This window comes from Bradyrhizobium sp. BRP22 (genome assembly GCF_020194175.1).
GTDB lineage: Bacteria > Pseudomonadota > Alphaproteobacteria > Rhizobiales > Xanthobacteraceae > Bradyrhizobium.
In genome coordinates, this window is record NZ_JADYVX010000004.1 from 316,984 (window position 1) to 329,806 (window position 12,823).

Here is a 12,823-nt window from a genome sequence, read left to right on the forward strand (position 1 = left end):
GTTGGCTTTGCCCACCCGACACATCAGGGCGCGTCCAGCGCGATGAACTTGAACGCGTCGCCCTCACGTCTGATGTGACCGGCGTTGAAGTGGCCGCCGATCACCAGCGTCGGTGTGTCGGCAAAGCGGGAGAACAATTCGCGCCGCGTCACCGCCGATTGCCTGGGGTCGGAATCCGCCGTCGAGGACCAGTCGAGATGGGCCATCTGGCACGGATGGTGGGCAACGTCGCCGGTGAGCAGCCCTTCCTCGCCGTCGGAGCGGATGTGGACGCTCATATGGCCCGGACTGTGGCCGGGCGTCGGGATCAGGGTGATCTCGTCCGTCAGGCGGTGGTCGGAAGGCACGAGATCGGCCTTGTCGGCATCCGCGATCGGCTTCACGGAGTCGGTGAACACCGCGATGTGGTCAGGCGATTTGCCGTGGTCGCGCCAATGCTCGAATTCGGTCCGGCCGAACACGTAGCGGGCCTTGGGGAAGGTCGGCACCCACTGGCCGTCGACGAGTTTCGTGTTCCAGCCGACATGGTCGACATGCAGGTGCGTGCACAATACGGTGTCGATGCTATCAGGGGGAAAGCCCGCCGCGGTCAGCGTCTCCAGAAAGGGATGCTTGCGGTTGTTCCAGTTCGGCACGTTGCGGCCCTGCTTGTCATTGCCGAGCCCGGTGTCGACGATGATCCGCCGTGCCGGCGTCTCCACCAGGAGCGAATGGATCGACATTTTCAGCCGGCCTTCGTCGGTGGCGAAATGGGGAATGAGCCAGGGCAGCTTCTGGATCTCTTCATTGGTCGCGAGCGGCAGGATGAAGCGGGTATGCCCGACCGTCTCCGATTCGACGACCTTCGTGATCTTGACCCTGCCTACTTTCCACTCCATCCGCCGTTCCTTCTTGTGATGCTTGTTGCCGCGAAGATGCTGGTTTCCGGTTGTCCGCGCAATGGATCATCTCGCCTGATCCGGCGTTATCGGATCGCGAAAACAGGAGCGCGCTATGCCCGAACTGTCGATATCGACCGATAAAGTCGGTTTTTTGATCGAGAAGGCGCGGGAATTCGATGTCAAGGAAGCGGCATCCGATCCGGATTCCGGCTCGAATGCCACTGACGACGAGATGGTCGACGTGCTGGAAGATAACGGTCGCGACCCGGTTGAGCGGGAAATCAGGGGCTTCATCCGCGCGCTTTCCGAAGACGAGCAGATCGATCTCGTCGCCCTGATGCGGCTTGGTCGCGGCGATCGTCCGATCGAGGAATGGGACGACCTGCGGCGAGAAGCCGCCGATCAATACAATAATCGCACCGCGCGCTATCTGCTCGGCGAGCCCATGCTGGGGGATTTGTTGGCGGAAGGCCTCGAAGCGTTCGGCCGTCCGTGGGACGGTGAGCGTACTTCGGCGGATTCCTCCAGCGAGAGCGAGCGCGATACCTAAAGCGTGAGCATGATCTCCGCGCAAACGCTTCGCGTTTGTCGCAGGGAAACCGGTACCCACTTTTCCGGATCACGCTCTAACGAGCGCAATCAACGATGACCGTGCCGAGCTTGTCGCCTTTCTCGACCGCCAGGTGAGCCTGCGCCGTCTCCGACAGCGCAAACTGGCCGGCGACGTTGTGAAGGCGCGGGGCGGCTGCGAGCCATTTCGTGATGTCGGCTTGAGCTGCGGCAAGCAGCGGTGGCGGCAGCGCGAACAGCACCAGCGCGCGCAGCGCGATGCATTTCTCCATCAATTCGCGCATCGGCACGATGGGATTGCGGTTGCCGTTGGTGGCATAGACGGCGATCGTGGAATTGACCGCCATCAGCTTCAGCGTGGTCGCGAGATTGCCGCCGAAATCGACGTCAACCACGCGGTCTACGCCGCGCTGACCGGTGAACGCCATCGTCTTCGCGACGACATCTTCCTCTTTGTAGTTGATCACGAGATCGGCGCCCGCGCGTCGTGCCTGCTCGGCCTTGAGCGAGGAACTGACGGTCGCGATGACCTCGGCGCCGCCCCATTTCGCCAGTTGCACGGCGTAATGGCCGACTGCGCCGGCGCCGCCGGTGACCAGCACCGTCTTGCCCGCGATCGGCCCGTCCGCAAACAGGCAGCACCATGCAGTCATGCCGGGGATGCCGAGCGTGGAGCCTTCCGCGAATGAGAGATGATCCGGCAGCGGCGTCACCAGGTGCTCGGCGAGGGCAATAAATTCCGCAGCGGTACCAAAGGCGCGGCCGTTGCGCTGGCCATTGAAAAGCCAGACCCGGTCACCCACCTTGAACCGCTTCACGCCGTCGCCGAGTTGGTCAATGAAGCCGGCGCCGTCGCTGTTCGGGACCACGCGCGGATATTCCATCGCCCGATAGTTGCCGCCGCGGCGGCCGACATCGGCGGGATTGACGCCCGAAGCTTCCAGGCGGATGCGCACCTCGCCCGCACCTGCCACCGGCGTCGGCATCTCGCCGAAGGTCAGGACCTCCGCCGCCGGTCCCGTCCGCTCGTACCAGACCGCCCTCACGGCGTGACCATCTTCACAGCGTACCTGGGAAGGCGCCGCCGTCGAGCAGGATGTTCTGGCCGGTGATGAAGCCAGCCTTGGCGCCGCACAGGAACGCGCAGGCGTAACCGAACTCCTCGGGATCGCCGAAGCGGCCGGCCGGATTGAGCTTGGCGCGCTCGGCCAGCAATTGCTGGGGCGTGATGCCGCGCTTGTCGGCCTCGGCCTTGGCGGTGCCGAGCAGGCGGTCGGTCTCGAATGGCCCCGGCAGCAGCGCATTGATGGTGACGTTGTTGATGACGGTCTTGCGCGAGAGGCCAGCGATGAAGCCGGTGAGGCCGGCGCGCGCGCCGTTGGAAAGCCCGAGGATCTCGATCGGCGCCTTCACCGCCGCGGAGGTGATGTTGACGATGCGACCGAATTTCCGCGCCATCATGCCGTCGACGGTGGCCTTGATCAGCTCGATCGGGGTCAGCATGTTGGCGTCGATCGCCTTGATCCAATCGTCGCGGGTCCAGTTGCGGAAATCGCCGGGGGGCGGACCGCCGGCATTGTTGATCAGGATGTCCGGCTCCGGGCAGGCCTTCAGCACCGCCTCGCGGCCGGCGGGCGTCGTAATGTCGCCGACGATCTCGGTGACGGTGATATCGGGGTTTGCTTTGCGGATCTCGTCCGCCGTCTTCTTCAGCGCGTCGGCGCCACGCGCCGTCAACGTGACATGGACGCCCTCATTGGCAAGCGCGATGGCGCAGGCGCGGCCCAGACCCTTGCTCGAAGCACAGACGATGGCGCGGCGGCCTTTGATCCCAAGATCCACAGTTTCGCTCCCGTGATGTCAGGTGAGTTTCTGAAAGGTTCGATCCCGGCACTTTAGCCAACGCTGCGCGCCCTGATAAGTCCTGCGGCGTTGCGCCGGTCGAAATCGTAGGTATCAATGCGCGCATATCAGAGTTCTGGGAAAGTCATCATGTCCGATCTGTTCGACGTCAGCCAGGAAACCATCTTGATCACCGGCGCGAGCCAGGGGCTGGGGCGGCAATTCGCCCGCGTCCTTTCCGCGCATGGCGCTGCCGTGGTCCTTGCGGCGCGCCAGGCCGGCAAGCTGAAGAGCCTGGAGGAGGAGATCAGGGGCAAGGGTGGTCGCGCCGCGGCCGTGCAGATGGATGTCACCGACATCGCCGGCATCGGCAAGGCGCTGGACGCCGCGGAAGCCGCATTCGGTCCGGTCAGCGTGCTGATCAACAATGCCGGCATTGCCATCGAGAAATTGTCGACCGAGCAGACCGAGGCCGATTGGGACGCCGTGATCAACGCCAATCTCAAGGGCGCCTATTTCCTGGCGACCGAACTGGCGCGGCGGATGATCGCGCGCAAGCAGGAGGGCAACATCGTCAACATCGCCTCGGTGCTCGGCCTCGGCGTGATGAAATTCCTTTCGCCCTACACGGTCTCGAAGGCCGGCATCATCCAGGCCACCAAGGTGATGGCGCTGGAGCTTGCCGGCAACAACATCCGCGTCAATGCGCTTGCGCCGGGTTATATCGACACCGAGATGAACCACGATTTCTGGGCGACGCCGGCCGGCGAGAAGCTGACCAAGCGGATTCCGCAGCGCCGGGTCGGCGCGGAGTCCGATCTCGACGGTGCGATCCTGCTGCTTGCCTCGAAGGCCTCACGTTACATGACCGGCAGCGTGGTGACGGTGGACGGCGGGTTTCTGCTGAATTGAGCCAAAGTCCGTAGCCCGAAGAAGCAAGGCCGGGGGCAGCACGTGCGGCGCCCGGTTGCGCGGGGACCACGGCATGAGCCTCGGACGAGCCGCTGAGTTCGCTTGCCTGCAGGCCGGTGCGGCGGTTGAGGTCCTGTCCCATTCCGGGAAGCAGGTGCGCTGGCGCGAAATGACCGCCGTTCCCTCGATTTCCCTGCGACGGGCTCCAGTTTTGTAGCCTTTTCGGCAGGTTCGGTTCCGAAAACCGATTTCGCGCACCAATCCTGTCCATTTGGCCGTCATAAAACCTCAAAAAACCTGTGTCGAAGGGCTTTCCAAAGCGGATGAGCATTGATACATACGCGTCGCGCCCGGTTGCCCTCGGCCCCGGGTCGCCTTCTCAGGAAGTTTTCGAACGGATCGAGCGGCGCCCTTTCAAGCGTTGTCCGCCTGACGTTCGGCCTCTCCCCATGCAAGGCGGACATTCGGTTTAACGCGGGGTGGAGCAGCCCGGTAGCTCGTCAGGCTCATAACCTGAAGGTCATAGGTTCAAATCCTATCCCCGCAACCAACCTGCCGCAGACTGCAGCGGCCTAGCCTGCGATCGCTCACGCTGGCCGCGCTGAATCCGAAAATTAAATCTCTACTCCTTGGCGTGCTGTTGAAATCGCTTCACCGGCCGCGCGCGGTTCGTTGGAAACCTTGTGTCCGATTCTCGGGAAGCAAGCGCGGGCGAGCTATGCGTCGGGAGAGCTGGACGCCGCGTCGCGTTCCCAAACGGCAGAACACGGGTGCAGGTGATCTGGACTCTCAGTGTCAAGCCGGTCGATGCGACGCATTGCGAATACACCAACAGCGTGATCGCTCACCCCACGCAGGCCTTTATGGATTTCATCGCTCAGCACGGGATTTTCGTTCGAACAGGCAGCAGCCGCGCGTCAGCGTGACGGCGGCGATCATAACCGATGCGAAACCCCGCTTTTCGCCGAAAGCATCGCACGGCACGCATTGTCGCGAAGCCGCTGAGATTTGCGGGCGGCGGTCAGCCGCTAAAGCGGATTGGCCGGGAGGCCGCCTTCATCCTCGGTTCGATGACATCCTCTGGAGGATGTCCTCGATCGAATGTGGGGAAATGCCAAGCTCGGCAAATCCAGGCATCTCCGGTGACGGCACGGTGTCGATCTGCATCAGCTCCACCTGATTGCGAGTAAGCGGTGGATCAGGGAGCATTTCGGAGGTCCATGCCAGCGCCTGCCAGACGACAAACGGGACCGGAAGCAGGAGAGGCGCGCGGCCGGCTTGACGGGCAATCGTCCTGAGCAGTTGCTCGTAAGAATAGCGGGTCGGGCCGCCGAACTCAAAGACCGTCGGGTGGGTCTCGGCTCGCTCCATGAGCAGCGCAACCGCTTCCGCAACATCTTCGACATAGACCGGCTGCAGTCCGGTCCGGCCGCGGCCGAACATCGGATAGATCGGAAACCGGCGAAGGAGCTTGAGGATCGTGTTGAGAAACGCGTCGTCCGGTCCGAACATCACAGCCGGGCGGACAACAAATGCATCGGGGAATTCCGCGCGGACCGCTTGTTCGCCTTCGCCGCGCTTTCGGACATAGGAGGACGGTGAGGCGGCATCGGCACCGATTCCCGAAACGTGGACGAGTCGTTTGACTCCGGCCAGGCGGGCCTGGGCTGCGACGCGTTGAGCGGCCTCGACGTGAACGGAGTGAAAGGTCTCCGCTCCGCGCTCGCGATAAAGGCTGACGGCATTTATAGCGCCGTAGGCGCCGACCAGCGCATCCGCGACCGATCGCTCGTCGTGAATGTTGGCCGCCATGAATTGAAGTTGCGGCGTCTCGGGATCAGACGAACCGTGTGTCCGGTCCGGATGTCTTGATGCGATCCGGACCGGAAATTCGTGATTGCGCAGATGGCGAACGATGCGGCTGCCGAGAAAGCCGGTTCCACCGAACACCGTGATGGTGCGACCGTTCGTTGCTAGCGTTCGTGGCTCCACGGGAAGAGGGACGCCGGGAAATCAGCCGCATAGCGATGACCTATCGGCGTGCGCGGCTGCTCTTCCAGTGGCGGATTCGGGTCGGGCTCCACCACCTTCCGATAAAGATGCCAGGTGGCATGACCGAGCACCGGCAGCACGACAGCAAGGCCGAGGAACAACGGCAGCGAACCGATCACCAGCAGCGCCGCAACGATCAGCCCCCATGCGGCCATCACGAACGGATTCTCCTTCACGGCCCGCAGCGACGTCCGGACGGCGTCGATCGCAGTGGCATGTCTGTCCAGCATCAATGGAAACGATACGACACTGATGCACAGGGACACGAGGGCGAACAGGAAGCCGACGCCACAGCCGATGATGATGAGCGACCAACCTTCCGCCGTCGTCAACACGCGCGTTGCGAAATCAGGGATGCTCGCGGCCGCGGCATAGCCGAAGATGGCAATGTAGATGGCGTCCGCGGCGGCGATCCAGACCCCGAACAGGACGAGCAGGAGCACGCCGAGGCCGAGAATGGCGCCGAAAGACGGTGCGCTCAGCACGTGCATCGCGTGCCACGCCGCGGCTTCCTCGCCGCGCTCGCGGCGGCGGCTGAGTTCGTAGAGGCCGAGCGCGGCAAAAGGACCGATCAACGCGAAGCCGGCGGCCAGCGGAAACAGCAGCGGCAGCACCGAGTAGCCAAGGACCAGTCTGAACAGGACAAGACCGAGAACGGGATAGATCACGCACAGTACGACGGCGTGAGTTGGTATCGCCTGGAAGTCTTCCCAGCCCAGGCGCAGCGCATCGCGCAAGTCGGAAAGGCCGATCTTGCGAACGACATAAGCGGTGGAAACGCCGAAGAACTGCAGGTGAGGTCTTGCAAAATACTGCGTAGCCATGGCTCCGGTTCTCCTTGCTCGTGTCGCAGGGCAACGGCGCGGCCTTCAACTCGCGCAAATTCGCCTCAAGCGCGAAAATCGCGACCGAGTCCCGGCAAACCAGATTCGACGAGAAGGAGCTTTGCCGGACGACACCTGTCGCGACCGGTAGCGGAAGCTTAGCGCCATGAGTGCGATAAGTGCAAGACAGCACTCACGGTTGGGCGGATTGTGCGTTTGCACAGTTGATTTGCTGCGCTGCATCGCAATCGATGCCCGCCGACGATTGCCGGTTTGCGCGAGCTCGGCGACGCGCCGCGCGGCATACTCCACTATTGACGCCCGGTTCGACGCGTACCATCTTGGTCCTAACGCCCCCAGCTCCTATGAGACTTGCGGTCGTGGCGTGCACACTGCGCCGCGATCGGGTGAATGGGCGAGGCAAGAGGCACGACGACAGCGGATGCGAGTCCGCCATCGCGACAGACGTGAGCTCCGCCCTCCGGTTGGTATCCGCAGCCTTTAGCGGCAAGGATGCATGAGGGATGGCTGTCGCAATCATACTGCTTCTGGTCGCAATCGCCTCGGTGGTGTTTCACCTCTTCAGCCCGTGGTGGTGGACGCCGCTTGCCTCAAACTGGAGCTATATCGACCACACCATCACCCTGACATTCTGGATCACGGGGGCGGTCTTTGTCGCGGTCGTCGCGTTCATGGCCTACTGCGTCTTCCGCTTTCGCCACCAGGAAGGAAGGCAGGCGGCCTACAATCCCGAGAACAAGCGGCTCGAATGGTGGCTCAGCGTCGGGACTGCAATCGGCGTCGCGGCGATGCTGGCACCCGGACTGGTGGTCTGGCACCAGTTCGTCACCGTTCCGGCCGGTGCGACCGAGGTCGAGGTCATGGGACAGCAGTGGCAATGGAGCTACCGGCTTCCTGGAAAGGACGGCCGGCTTGGGACCTCCGATGCCCGCCTCGTCAGTGCCGACAATCCGATGGGGTTGAATCCCGACGATCCCAACGGAAAGGACGACATCGTTATTCAAAACGACGATCTGCACTTGGTGCTCGGCAAACCGGTGAAGGTGCTGCTCCGCTCAATCGATGTCCTGCATGATTTCTATGTGCCCGAGTTCCGGGCGAAGATGGACATGATACCGGGCTCGGTGACCTATTACTGGTTCACGCCCACCCGCACCGGAACATTCGAGGTTCTCTGCGCAGAACTCTGCGGTGCCGCGCACGCGCAAATGCGCAGCAAGGTCGTCGTCGAGGAAGAGAAAGAACATCAGGCGTGGCTGGAGAAGCAGCGGACGTTCGCCGAGTTGTCGGAGCAGGGCAACGTATCGAAGGCGACTTACAGGATAGGTAGCGAATGAACATACCGACGAGGACAGGCCGGATTTCGTGAGGCCAACTCGTCGCTGAACAGAAGACCAAGGAGGCTATTCCGATGGTCGATGTCCGGTTTGATACGATCGCAGGCATTCCGCCCGCCGAGGTTGGTGAGGTCGACCTCTATCATCCGAGGAGCTGGTGGACGCGGTACGTCTTTTCGCAGGACGCCAAGGTTATCGCAGTCCAGTACTCGATCACGGCGATGGCAATCGGAATGGTCGCGCTGGTGCTCTCGTGGTTGATGCGACTGCAACTGGGATTTCCTGGCACATTCTCCTTCATCGATGCCAACCAATATCTCCAGTTCATCACCATGCACGGCATGATCATGGTGATCTACCTGCTCACCGCGCTGTTCCTTGGGGGTTTCGGCAACTACCTCATCCCGCTCATGGTCGGCGCCCGGGACATGGTGTTCCCATATGTGAACATGCTGAGCTATTGGGTGTACCTGCTCGCGGTCCTGGTGCTGGCCTCGACCTTCTTCGTGCCTGGCGGGCCCACCGGCGCCGGCTGGACGCTGTACCCACCGCAGGCGATTCTGTCCGGCACGCCTGGGCAGGATGGCGGCATCATTCTCATGCTGGCTTCCCTGATCCTGTTCATCATCGGATTCACGATGGGCGGGCTCAACTATGTGGTGACGGTGCTGCAGGCGCGCACACGCGGCATGACGTTGATGCGGATGCCCCTGACGGTGTGGGGCATTTTCACGGCCACCGTCATGGCGCTGCTGGCGTTCCCGGCGCTGTTCGTCGCCTCTGTGATGCTGCTGTTCGACCGCCTTCTGGGGACCAGCTTCTTCATGCCGACACTCGTGGAGATGGGCGAACTGACGAAATATGGCGGCGGCAGCCCGATCCTGTTCCAGCATCTGTTCTGGTTCTTCGGCCATCCCGAGGTTTATATCGTCGCCTTGCCGGCCTTCGGCATCATTTCCGATCTGATCAGCACCCACGCGCGGAAGAACATCTTCGGCTATCGCATGATGGTGTGGGCCATCGTGGCAATCGGCGCGCTCAGCTTCATCGTATGGGCGCACCATATGTATGTGAGCGGCATGCACCCGTATTTCGGGTTCTTCTTTGCCACCACGACGCTCATCATTGCCATCCCCACCGCGATCAAGGTCTACAACTGGGTGCTGACCCTCTGGCGCGGCGATATTCATCTCACCATCCCGATGCTGTTCGCGCTGGCGTTCATCATCACGTTCGTGAATGGCGGACTGACCGGCCTGTTCCTCGGCAACGTGGTCGTGGACGTTCCGTTGTCCGATACGATGTTTGTCGTCGCCCACTTCCACATGGTGATGGGCATTGCACCGATCATGGCCGTGTTTGGCGGGATCTATCACTGGTATCCGAAAGTCACGGGACGAATGCTCAACGAGGCGCTCGGGCAATTCCATTTCTGGGTCACGTTCCTCGGTGCCTACGCGGTCTTCTTCCCGATGCACTATCTCGGCCTCCTGGGCATGCCCCGCCGCTATCACGACATCGGCGAAACAGCCTTTATCCCGGCATCTGCCCACGACCTCAACGCGTTCATGAGCGTGGCGGCGCTGATCGTCGGCTTTGCCCAGCTTGTCTTCATATTCAATCTGATCTGGAGCCTGTTCAAGGGCAGAGAGGCGGGCGGCAATCCCTGGCGAGCCACGTCGCTCGAATGGCAGACGCCGGAGACCCCGCCGGGGCATGGCAACTGGGGCAAGGAGCTCCCGATCGTCTATCGCTGGGCCTACGATTACAGCGTCCCCGGCGCGGCGCGGGACTTCATCCCGCAAAATGAACCGCCGGCGAAACTGTCGGCGCAGGGGGCCCATCCGTGAGTGCCATTATCCTGTTCATGGCTGGTATAGCGGCAATCGTGGGATGGTGGCTCTCGCAGCAGCGTCTGACAGCCAAGCCCTGGCTGGAGGAGGGGGTGATCGTCGACCTCCGTGAGGAGAGATCGTCGCCACAGGCGGCGAAGATCGGATTGGGGGTGTTTCTCGCGGTCGTCGGCTCGCTATTCGCGCTCTTCATCAGCGCCTACTCCATGCGCATGACGATGGTGGACTGGCGAACGCTCCCGGTGCCGCCGCTGCTGTGGTTCAACACGGGCGTGCTGGTGTTGAGCAGTGTCGCGCTGCAATGGGCCTATATTGCCGCGCGTCGCGACGATATCGACGGCGTCATTCTCGGCCTGCTCGCTGGGGGAGCATCCGCCGTGACATTCCTGGTTGGACAGCTTATGGCGTGGCGGGAGCTGAGTGTCGCCGGATATTTCGTGGCATCCAATCCGGCCAATTCCTTTTTCTACCTGATCACCGCGGCGCATGGGTTGCATCTGATGGGCGGTCTGGTGGCGCTCGGCAGAACGATCGGCAAGGTTTGGCGTGGCGTTGAGGTCGCGCAGGTGCGCGTAAGCGTGGAGCTCTGCGCTATCTATTGGCACTTCCTGCTGCTGGTCTGGCTGGTCCTGCTCGGCATGCTGACGGGATGGACAGACAATTTCGTCGACATCTGTCGCCAGTTGCTCAGCTAGGGGAGGGCAGGAACCGATGGCAGAAACTGCACTGACAAACGTTGGCGCATCGCCTGCGCTGCTCCCGGGCTGGCGAGGCATCGCCGCCGACTGGTCGTCGGATCAGCGCGCCTTCAAGAATGTCTCCTGGGGGAAGGCCATGATGTGGATCTTCCTCCTGAGCGACACCTTCATCTTCAGTTGTTTCCTGCTGTCATACATGACGGCGCGAATGTCCACGACAGTGCCGTGGCCCAATCCCAGCGAGGTCTTTGCCCTCAACATCGGCGGCGCGCATATCCCGCTCATCCTGATCGCCATCATGACCTTCATCCTGATCAGCAGCAGCGGCACGATGGCGATGGCGGTCAATTTCGGCTACCGCCGCGATCGGATCAGAACGGCAGCCTTGATGCTGGCCACTGCCGCCTTCGGCGCGACGTTCGTCGGAATGCAGGCCTTCGAATGGACCAAGCTGATCATGGAGGGCGTTCGGCCCTGGGGCAACCCGTGGGGCGCGCCGCAGTTCGGCGCCAGCTTCTTCATGATAACCGGCTTCCACGGCACCCACGTGACGATCGGCGTGATTTTCCTGATCGCCATCGCACGAAAGGTCTGGCGAGGCGACTTCGATGTCGAAAGGCGCGGCTTCTTCACAAGCCGGAAGGGAAATTACGAGATCGTCGAAATCACCGGCCTGTATTGGCACTTCGTCGATCTTGTGTGGGTGTTCATCTTTGCCTTTTTCTATCTTTGGTGAGGTCGGCGCATGACAGAAGCCGCAATACATGTGGAAGGCCAGCAATCTTCACTGCACATTCACGCCCATGAGGCCCATGCGCCGGGAGCCACGCAAGCAGTAGGGCAGCAGCACCCGATCAAGCTCTATCTCATCGTCTGGGGATGGCTGTTCGTCCTTAGTGCCTGCTCCTACCTCGTCGACTATTTCGGCATCCACGGCCATCTCAGATGGTCGCTGATTCTGCTGTTCATGATCTTGAAGGCTGGTTTGATCGTCGCCGTCTTCATGCACATGGCCTGGGAGCGGTTAGCCCTGGCCTATGCCATCCTGCTTCCGCCGGCGCTGGTATTGGTATTCGTGGCGATCATGGTGTTCGAATCCGACTACACGCATCTGCTCCGGATCGTATTTTTCGCTCCAACGGCGTAGCTCGCGCACCCGCCGTTTCGGAGAACCGTCGAGGCGTGACGTGGCCGGATGAGCCACCGCGCGGCCGCGGCATCGGCGATACCGCTTTCGATTTCAAGGCAAGAACCGGAGTTCGGCTCAGTCCGGTCAAGCGTAAGCCCTCGTTCAGATCATCGACCGATGTCGGTGATCCTCACGAGGCACAAGGAGCCATTCCAATGAGCAAGGAAGACGATAACAAGGCCGTTGTCGGCCGCTGGTTCACGGAGTTCTGGGGCAAGGACGTCAATCTTGCTGTTATCGACGAGATCGCCGCGCCGAACATGCTGCTCAAATATTCGCTGCATGAGCCCCGCCGCGGCCGCGACGATATCAGGGCGTTCATGACCGATTTCCGTGCCGCATTCCCCGATCTCAATTTCTGGGGCACGGCGGATCTGATCGCGGAGGGCGACTATGTCGTCGGCCAATGGGAAGGGGGTGGCACCCATACGGGTCCTGCCTTCAACGATTTCCTGGTCGGAGGTCTGCCGGCTGCGACCGGCCGCAAGATGCACTTCACCGGCACGACGGTGCTGAAAGTGATCGACGGCAAGATCGTTGAGGAAATCGGTCTCGACGACGGCGTGACGGCGCTGACCCAACTCGAACTGCTCAAGGCCGCCTGATCGGAACAGGCGTCAGCCAATGAGGTCCGCACGCCTCGT

Annotated in this window: 14 protein-coding genes and 1 tRNA gene; 10 read left to right on the forward strand and 5 right to left on the reverse strand. The window is 62.0% G+C overall.

What is annotated here, in order from left to right:
• Positions 1 to 23: 23 nt before the first annotated feature.
• Positions 24 to 878: an MBL fold metallo-hydrolase gene (locus I6F35_RS08265; protein ID WP_225117151.1), complete on the reverse strand. Its 855-nt coding sequence runs from the start codon at positions 876 to 878 to the stop codon at positions 24 to 26.
• Positions 879 to 993: 115 nt separating this feature from the next.
• Between I6F35_RS08265 and I6F35_RS08270 the strand changes: the two genes are divergently transcribed.
• The gene (locus tag I6F35_RS08270; RefSeq protein ID WP_225117152.1) at positions 994 to 1,431 is read left to right on the forward strand and encodes a DUF3775 domain-containing protein; all 438 of its coding nucleotides are present in this window, start codon (positions 994 to 996) and stop codon (positions 1,429 to 1,431) included.
• A 76-nt stretch (positions 1,432 to 1,507) separates the two neighbouring features.
• Here the strand turns inward: I6F35_RS08270 and I6F35_RS08275 are convergent, their stop codons facing one another.
• Both I6F35_RS08275 and I6F35_RS08280 read right to left on the reverse strand, forming a co-directional pair.
• Positions 1,508 to 2,497 (reverse strand): NADPH:quinone reductase, encoded by a 990-nt coding sequence (locus tag I6F35_RS08275; protein WP_225117153.1) that lies wholly within the window; start codon positions 2,495 to 2,497, stop codon positions 1,508 to 1,510.
• 13 nt (positions 2,498 to 2,510) lie between these two features.
• Positions 2,511 to 3,293 (reverse strand): SDR family oxidoreductase, encoded by a 783-nt coding sequence (locus I6F35_RS08280; RefSeq protein WP_225117154.1) that lies wholly within the window; start codon positions 3,291 to 3,293, stop codon positions 2,511 to 2,513.
• A 150-nt stretch (positions 3,294 to 3,443) separates the two neighbouring features.
• Here I6F35_RS08280 and I6F35_RS08285 point away from each other — a divergent pair, with 150 nt between their 5' ends.
• The 3 genes from I6F35_RS08285 to I6F35_RS08295 all read left to right on the forward strand — a co-directional run bounded on the left by I6F35_RS08285 (position 3,444) and on the right by I6F35_RS08295 (position 5,131).
• Positions 3,444 to 4,205 (forward strand): SDR family NAD(P)-dependent oxidoreductase, encoded by a 762-nt coding sequence (locus I6F35_RS08285; protein WP_225117155.1) that lies wholly within the window; start codon positions 3,444 to 3,446, stop codon positions 4,203 to 4,205.
• A 473-nt stretch (positions 4,206 to 4,678) separates the two neighbouring features.
• A tRNA-Met gene (locus tag I6F35_RS08290) sits at positions 4,679 to 4,755 on the forward strand.
• Between the two features lie 220 nt (positions 4,756 to 4,975).
• The gene (locus I6F35_RS08295; protein ID WP_225117156.1) at positions 4,976 to 5,131 is read left to right on the forward strand and encodes a hypothetical protein; all 156 of its coding nucleotides are present in this window, start codon (positions 4,976 to 4,978) and stop codon (positions 5,129 to 5,131) included.
• A 130-nt stretch (positions 5,132 to 5,261) separates the two neighbouring features.
• On the opposite strand, the gene I6F35_RS08300 is transcribed toward I6F35_RS08295, so the two are convergent.
• Both I6F35_RS08300 and I6F35_RS08305 read right to left on the reverse strand, forming a co-directional pair.
• Positions 5,262 to 6,197 (reverse strand): complex I NDUFA9 subunit family protein, encoded by a 936-nt coding sequence (locus tag I6F35_RS08300; protein ID WP_225117157.1) that lies wholly within the window; start codon positions 6,195 to 6,197, stop codon positions 5,262 to 5,264.
• The gene (locus tag I6F35_RS08305; RefSeq protein ID WP_225117158.1) at positions 6,179 to 7,081 is read right to left on the reverse strand and encodes a DUF2189 domain-containing protein; all 903 of its coding nucleotides are present in this window, start codon (positions 7,079 to 7,081) and stop codon (positions 6,179 to 6,181) included. Before I6F35_RS08305 ends, I6F35_RS08300 begins: the two co-directional genes overlap by 19 nt.
• Before the next feature lie 524 nt (positions 7,082 to 7,605).
• Between I6F35_RS08305 and I6F35_RS08310 the strand changes: the two genes are divergently transcribed.
• The 6 genes from I6F35_RS08310 (at position 7,606) to I6F35_RS08335 (ending at position 12,784) form a co-directional block, all read left to right on the forward strand.
• Positions 7,606 to 8,439, forward strand: coding sequence for a cytochrome c oxidase subunit II (locus I6F35_RS08310; protein ID WP_225117159.1), 834 nt, complete (start codon positions 7,606 to 7,608; stop codon positions 8,437 to 8,439).
• 74 nt (positions 8,440 to 8,513) lie between these two features.
• Positions 8,514 to 10,289 (forward strand): cytochrome c oxidase subunit I, encoded by a 1,776-nt coding sequence (gene ctaD, locus I6F35_RS08315; RefSeq protein WP_225117160.1) that lies wholly within the window; start codon positions 8,514 to 8,516, stop codon positions 10,287 to 10,289.
• Positions 10,286 to 10,987: a cytochrome c oxidase subunit 3 gene (locus tag I6F35_RS08320; protein WP_225117161.1), complete on the forward strand. Its 702-nt coding sequence runs from the start codon at positions 10,286 to 10,288 to the stop codon at positions 10,985 to 10,987. The genes ctaD and I6F35_RS08320 overlap by 4 nt, the downstream gene beginning before the upstream one ends.
• Positions 10,988 to 11,003: 16 nt before the next feature.
• Entirely contained in the window at positions 11,004 to 11,726 is a 723-nt protein-coding gene (locus tag I6F35_RS08325) for a heme-copper oxidase subunit III family protein (protein WP_225117162.1), read from the forward strand.
• Between the two features lie 9 nt (positions 11,727 to 11,735).
• Positions 11,736 to 12,137 (forward strand): cytochrome C oxidase subunit IV family protein, encoded by a 402-nt coding sequence (locus I6F35_RS08330; RefSeq protein WP_225117163.1) that lies wholly within the window; start codon positions 11,736 to 11,738, stop codon positions 12,135 to 12,137.
• A gap of 197 nt (positions 12,138 to 12,334) precedes the next feature.
• The gene (locus I6F35_RS08335) at positions 12,335 to 12,784 is read left to right on the forward strand and encodes an ester cyclase (RefSeq protein WP_225117164.1); all 450 of its coding nucleotides are present in this window, start codon (positions 12,335 to 12,337) and stop codon (positions 12,782 to 12,784) included.
• The last annotated feature ends 39 nt before the right edge of the window (positions 12,785 to 12,823 follow it).

Excerpts from the sequence above, each read along its gene's own strand:
- I6F35_RS08325 (WP_225117162.1), top strand. The coding sequence starts at position 11,004 with ATGGCAGAAACTGCACTGACAAACGTTGGCGCATCGCCTGCGCTGCTC.
- I6F35_RS08285 (WP_225117155.1), top strand. The coding sequence starts at position 3,444 with ATGTCCGATCTGTTCGACGTCAGCCAGGAAACCATCTTGATCACCGGC.
- I6F35_RS08305 (WP_225117158.1), bottom strand. The coding sequence starts at position 7,081 with ATGGCTACGCAGTATTTTGCAAGACCTCACCTGCAGTTCTTCGGCGTT.
- I6F35_RS08310 (WP_225117159.1), top strand. The coding sequence starts at position 7,606 with ATGGCTGTCGCAATCATACTGCTTCTGGTCGCAATCGCCTCGGTGGTG.
- I6F35_RS08270 (WP_225117152.1), top strand. The coding sequence starts at position 994 with ATGCCCGAACTGTCGATATCGACCGATAAAGTCGGTTTTTTGATCGAG.
- I6F35_RS08265 (WP_225117151.1), bottom strand. The coding sequence starts at position 878 with ATGGAGTGGAAAGTAGGCAGGGTCAAGATCACGAAGGTCGTCGAATCG.
- I6F35_RS08335 (WP_225117164.1), top strand. The coding sequence starts at position 12,335 with ATGAGCAAGGAAGACGATAACAAGGCCGTTGTCGGCCGCTGGTTCACG.
- ctaD (WP_225117160.1), top strand. The coding sequence starts at position 8,514 with ATGGTCGATGTCCGGTTTGATACGATCGCAGGCATTCCGCCCGCCGAG.
- I6F35_RS08330 (WP_225117163.1), top strand. The coding sequence starts at position 11,736 with ATGACAGAAGCCGCAATACATGTGGAAGGCCAGCAATCTTCACTGCAC.